The following is a 206-nucleotide window of genomic DNA, read 5'->3' as shown; positions in this document are numbered from 1 at the left end:
CCTCCAGCAGCGATTTGCGGGTGGCCGCGTCGGGCAGCGGCAGGCCAAGCTCCCGGTCGCACAACTCGGGGGAACGCAGCCGGGCATCGAGTTGATCGGGCCGTGCTGAGGTGGCGATCAATACCACACCGGCGGTGGCCACCGCGGTACGCAGCTCGGACAGGATCAGCGAGGCTACCGGCTCGGCGGCGGCTGGCAGCAGGGCG

The 206-nt window shown here is 71.4% G+C and carries 1 protein-coding gene; it reads right to left on the bottom strand.

From position 1 onward, the window contains the following. The coding region (locus tag BST12_RS30520) for a hypothetical protein (protein WP_211281463.1) at positions 1 to 206 on the bottom strand (206 nt) is incomplete at both ends.

Origin of the sequence: Mycobacterium angelicum, from assembly GCF_002086155.1 — a bacterium.
GTDB classification, from domain to species: Bacteria; Actinomycetota; Actinomycetes; order Mycobacteriales; family Mycobacteriaceae; genus Mycobacterium; species Mycobacterium angelicum.
Note: the sequence above shows the minus strand (reverse complement) of the source record. Positions and strands in the feature narration are given on the sequence as shown.